The sequence below is a fragment of the Carboxydocella sp. ULO1 genome (assembly GCF_002049255.1).
Taxonomy (GTDB): domain Bacteria; phylum Bacillota.
In genome coordinates, this window is the sequence record NZ_BDLQ01000039.1 from 1 (window position 1) to 370 (window position 370).

Here is a 370-nt window from a genome sequence, read left to right on the forward strand (position 1 = left end):
CAGTAGCGTTGCATTAATTTTATGAATGGTAGTCAACTATGTTTTGGTCATTACGCATTATGGTATATATGACATTTATGTAATTATATGTAATTAAGGACTCCTGTTCTTTGCCCAAAAGGGCTAGTGGTAATAGAGGGTAGTCCTATTCCACATTTTGTCAGCCATTTTGCTTTACAATATAATTTGGTCATAACTCAGTTCATTCAGAAAATCTGTTTCTCCGTCCATTACTTGCCTTACTGTTAACTCATATATTACTTCGTAATTTAGTCTTCGTCGTCCTTTGGACGTTCGCTTCTTCTGTTTACTTAGTTTTTTCCTAAATACCTCGTAGGGCTCATAAATACAGGCGCAAACAAACCTTTTT

The 370-nt window shown here is 35.1% G+C and carries 1 pseudogene; it reads right to left on the reverse strand.

Features of this window, described 5'->3' with window-relative positions:
• Nucleotides 1–174: 174 nt before the first annotated feature.
• Nucleotides 175–370, reverse strand: a pseudogene (locus ULO1_RS15010) (hypothetical protein); the annotation flags it as partial.